The organism is Methylocucumis oryzae, from assembly GCF_000963695.1.
Classification (GTDB): Bacteria; Pseudomonadota; Gammaproteobacteria; order Methylococcales; family Methylomonadaceae; genus Methylovulum; species Methylovulum oryzae.
On the sequence record NZ_LAJX01000234.1, the window covers coordinates 1 to 4,838 of the forward strand.

At 45.8% G+C, this 4,838-nt stretch carries 3 protein-coding genes and 1 pseudogene; all 4 read right to left on the minus strand.

Features of this window, described 5'->3' with window-relative positions; all coding sequences use genetic code 11:
• Positions 1-1,972, minus strand: a 1,972-nt coding sequence (locus VZ94_RS29650; RefSeq protein ID WP_131655631.1) for a calcium-binding protein, incomplete at its 3' end; no start/stop codon positions are given.
• A 218-nt stretch (positions 1,973-2,190) separates the two neighbouring features.
• Positions 2,191-3,909 (minus strand): annotated as a pseudogene (locus VZ94_RS23675) (M10 family metallopeptidase C-terminal domain-containing protein); the annotation flags it as partial.
• A 35-nt stretch (positions 3,910-3,944) separates the two neighbouring features.
• Positions 3,945-4,493 carry a hypothetical protein gene (locus VZ94_RS18480; RefSeq protein ID WP_045780352.1) on the minus strand — a complete coding sequence of 183 codons (549 nt, stop codon included), beginning with the start codon at positions 4,491-4,493 and terminating at the stop codon, positions 3,945-3,947.
• Positions 4,494-4,511: 18 nt separating this feature from the next.
• Positions 4,512-4,838 (minus strand): hypothetical protein (locus VZ94_RS27290; protein WP_204369210.1); only part of this gene is annotated, 327 nt, incomplete at its 5' end.

Genomic DNA, 4,838 nt, shown 5'->3' on the forward strand with positions numbered 1-4,838 from the left:
CGTCACTGGCAATTAACAAATCATCACCCAAGCCACTGCTTAAAATATCGTCACCGGCCTCACCAAATAACGTGTCATCGCCGTCACCACTAGCTAATTGGTCGTTACCGTCACCACCTTGTAATTCATCGTTGCCTAGACCACTGCTTAAAACATCGTCACCCGCCTCACCAGATAATGTGTCATCGCCGTCACCGCTATCCAATTGGTCGTTACCGTCACTGGCAATTAACAAATCATCACCCAAGCCACTGCTTAAAATATCGTCACCGGCCTCACCAAATAACGTGTCATCGCCGTCACCACTAGCTAATTGGTCGTTACCGTCACCACCTTGTAATTCATCGTTACCTAAACCACTGCTTAAAACATCATCACCTAAACCGCCTATTAACAAATCATTGCCAGTATCGGTGAGTAAATAATCATGCCCCTCGCCACCTTGAAGTTGGTTATCCCCCATTGTATCAATCAGTTGATCATTACCGGCCTCACCAAATAACGTATCATTACCCTCATGACCTTCTATTTGGTCATCGCCATCGCCGCCCACTAACGAATCAAAACCTAAGCCCGCGCTTAACGTGTCATTACCTGCCTCACCAAACAGCGTATCATCACCGTTGCCGCCATCCAGGTAATCAGCCTCACCGCCGCCTTGTAACTCATCATTACCTTCGCCGCCTTCAAGCCAATCAGTGCCACCATCGCCACTTAATAAATCATTGCCGTCACCACCGTATAAGCTGTCTTCGTAGTCGCCGCCAGCCATTGTGTCGTTACCGATACCGCCTAACAAGGTATCGCTACCTGGCGCACCACTTTCACCTACACCAGCATCATCGCCAAATAACCTATCATTGCCATCACCGCCGTCTAAATAATCACCGTAATCGCCACCATTTAAGGTGTCATCGCCGCTGTCACCGCTTAAGTTATCGCTACTTGAACCACCCCACAGCGCATCATTGTCAGCGCCACCACTTAACATATCGTAACTAATGCCACCCATCAGCTGATCGTTACCCGCATCACCGTACAGCAGATTATTGCCCATTAGCTCAAACAGAGAATCATTACCGTCGCCACCTTCTAAGGTGTCATTGCCATCGCCTCCTGAAAGCTCATCGTTACCGCTGCCGCCTAGCAGTTGATCATGACCACCGTTACCGGTTAAATGGTCATTACCATTACCGCCGTCTAAATAATCATCGCTTTGAGCCTCAATAGGTAAACTGTCTTCATCGCCAATCAGCACGTCTTTGCCGTCGCCACCTAATAATATATCGGCTCCGCCAGCACCGGCTAATGAATCATTACCATCGCCGCCATCCAGATAATCATTACCGTGATAGTCTGACTCTAAGCGATCCACGGTGTCATCGCCCCAAAGCAAATCATCGCCGTCACCACCGATTAACACGTCATCAGCACCACAACCCGTTAATTCATCGTTACCCGCGCCGCCATCTATATAATCCTGACCACTAAATTCCACATCAAACTTTTCTGGATCATCATCACCCCATAAGTTGTCGTCACCGTCACCGCCATAGAGTTGATCGTTTTGACCGCCGCCGGTCAGCTCATCATCGCCTTCGCCGCCATCTAAGTAGTCATCACCGTGGGCTGTTTCGGGTAATTCAGGATTATCCGGGTCGGCTGCGCTTTCCTCATCGGTTTTCATCGCGTCGTCGCCCCATAATTTGTCATCGCCGATGCCACCCATTAACACATCATCTCGGCCTTTGCCCAGTAGCTGATCATCACCGTCACCACCATCGATATAATCATTACCATGATGGTCGACCGCGACATAGTTATAAAACAGCTCATCCGACCTTAAGGTGCCATCACCATCGACCTTATCGTCATCGTCTCCCGCTTCGATAATATCATTACCACCGTGACCAGTAAGTTGATCTTCACCCGCACCGCCATCAATAAAATCATCACCAAAGCCAGCCACCACATAATCATCGCCTGCCTCCGCATACAGGGCATCGCCATCGTTTTTTTGCGATAAGGGCGTACCGCATGAACAGTATAGATTTTTTTGGCATCATCGTAACTCACCACCCACGTACTGCCTTTTATCCAAACACTTTCACCCTCTTGTAATTCCCAAAAATCCGACCAGTCCTCTTCCGGTTTAATTCGCCATGGTGCCGATAAGTCGGCTGCACCTAAGATCACATCATTGCCAGCGCCACCGTGAATCACATCTTCGCCGTCGCCGCCGCCAATTAAATCATCGCCGTCTCCGCCATCAATATCGTCATCGCCCTCACCACCACTGAGCGCGTCGTTACCACCAAAGCCTTTGATTTCATCGTCGCCGGGGTCGCCGATGCCTTTTTCGTCTTGATTATTGCCGTAAATCACGTCGTTAAAATTAGCTTCCGCTACGCCATCTCGTAACGAACCATCGTCATTCCAATTAAACCCAATCTCAAAATGGTCACCTATTATCGGGGGATGTTGGTCTCCGTGGAAGATGTGTGTCGCTTTTTCGCTCAAATGGAGGCCGAAATCGTTGCCGTCAAAATCTTCTTTGCTGGTTTGGTTTTGGAACGTTATGGTGTCACCGCCACTCAGTGTTAGCACACCTGGAGAATGGAAGCTTAAAGTTCTGCCATCATCGGATTTAAACGTTGAGCCACCTTTGCTGTCGCTTTTAAATACCCCGCTAATGAGTTTTCCTTGGTAAAAAATATAATTTTCACCGTCATCCTTTATGGTGTCATTACCTTCGATAATATAAACATCAATACCTGCGCCCCCGATTAAGGTATCATCGCCTTCGCCACCATCTAAGTAATCATTACCATCACCGCCATTAAGCTCGTCATTGCCTTTACCGCCAAATAATGCATCTTCACCGTCATTGCCGGTCAATTCATTTTCTGCATCATTGCCTATCAACTTGTCGTTGCCGCTGCCGCCTATCGCGTTTTCTATCCAGTTGTTTTCCTGTCCAGTCACTTGATAAGCAATAGCAATGAGTTGTTGGCTAAGGTACTCGCTTTTACCAACAAAGCTGAAGTTTCCAGGTGTAAGATCTATCGTAACAGCTACATTTTGATCTAATTGATTCGAAGCATCTATAACATCGCCTTCACCGCCCGCATCCCAAATGGCTTGAACGGCGTCTGCGCCGGTTAAAAATTGATATACACTACCACTTTCTGCATTAGTTTCTGAATTGACACCGTATAAGGTTTGAATAGCTAAGATGTCGTAGAGCATGGGTTTGGAGGGAAGCCAATGGCCACCCGCCAAAGTGATTTTATGAGGATCGTGTTCATTCCCTGTCTTTCCGTCCATTTCGTTGTATGACATAACAGTAAGCATTTGATTTAGGCCGTATTCATTACCATGTAAAGGATGGCTTAAACCTAACGCATGACCAAGCTCATGGACAAAGGTAAAAAAACCTTCCTCCCCGGGATTAATGAGCTTATTAAGTTTGTCGGCCTCCCCTGTGTTTCCGAAAACTATGTCTCCGGCAGAATCAGCAGAACGAGTACCTGTTGGGGATATGGTAGAGCCCAAAAGAATTGACTTGGGGTACTTTGGATCAAATAACTCCCCACCTACCACCACAATGTCGCCAAAGCCGAGTGTAATTAATCCAGCATCCACAGTGTATGGCATCCCCGGATTCAAATGTATATTGGCAACACTCTCCCAAGTCTTTACGGCATTTGCGAAAGCATCACGTTGTTCGGGTGTTAAAATATGAAACGTGCCTTTTGATACACCATGCACTCCATAGTCAAAATTTTTCCAATATGGTATTAGCATGTCGCCAAAACTATAGGTAAGTGTTAACGCTTGTGTTCCACTTTGATAAAACCAACTGCTTTTAATAAGTTGGCCTTTTTGCTCATCAGTTACAGTTGTCATTTTTTGCTCCTGTTATCGTAAATTTAAAATGAATGTCATTGTTCCATGTAATTTTTAAGGCCTTGTAAGTCTTCCGGTATTTTAAACACATTAGTACCACAATTATCATTCGCGACTTCAGCGCAAAGTAATTGCTTTAGATTAATATATTTGCCCATTCGGTTTTCCAAAAAAGCTGAAAAAATAGAATCTTCAATCGTAATATTGATGTATTTGTCTTTGTACGCAATAAATGAATGTCCAGGTATGTTCACACCTTCTTTTACCTGCTCAAGTTTTTTTGATAATTCGAATGGCAGCGACAAAAATACGTTTACCAGTTCATTCAGTTGTTCGGGTGTCAGTTGAGCGTAGCTGTCCACGGCATTTGCTGCTGGATGACGGCGGCTCAACTCAACTGCGTTACGGTGAAAATGGATTTTTCCGTCGGGATATATTTTGATGATGGAAGTAAGGACACTACCACCACCCAGTGTATGTCTCAACTCAAAAACAGGTGCGAGATTAGTGTCCGCCAAACTGTTTTGGCATTGAAAAAAAGCAATACTAAAAAAAAACCATAAGGCACAGTAACCACCAGGCATTACGCCGTATTTTGTTTGTTAACTGAATATCCAAAATCCCTCCTCAACCCAACACAATAAAACGCATTGTTCAAAACACCTTAAACGATTAAAAACATCTAACACTACATAAGACGTATCAAACACTAAAACCCGCAACAATGACAGCGCGTGGGGCAGTTTCGCGATAGAAAACCGCCATCGGTGTACCTCCGAAATGGCGGATTGCCTATCGGCGAATCCGTATATGGACTCCTCCCGTTTTGCAAGCATTTCTGACTTCTGGATAGGGGTACGACTGCACACGTATATCCGGCCTTTAATTTGAGCTATAGGCTCTGGCCATAATGGGCTATTCGCGCGTTT

What these genes read in the sequence shown, in the direction of transcription:
- VZ94_RS18480 (WP_045780352.1), bottom strand. Translation starts at nt 4,493, where the DNA reads ATGCCTGGTGGTTACTGTGCCTTATGGTTTTTTTTTAGTATTGCTTTT.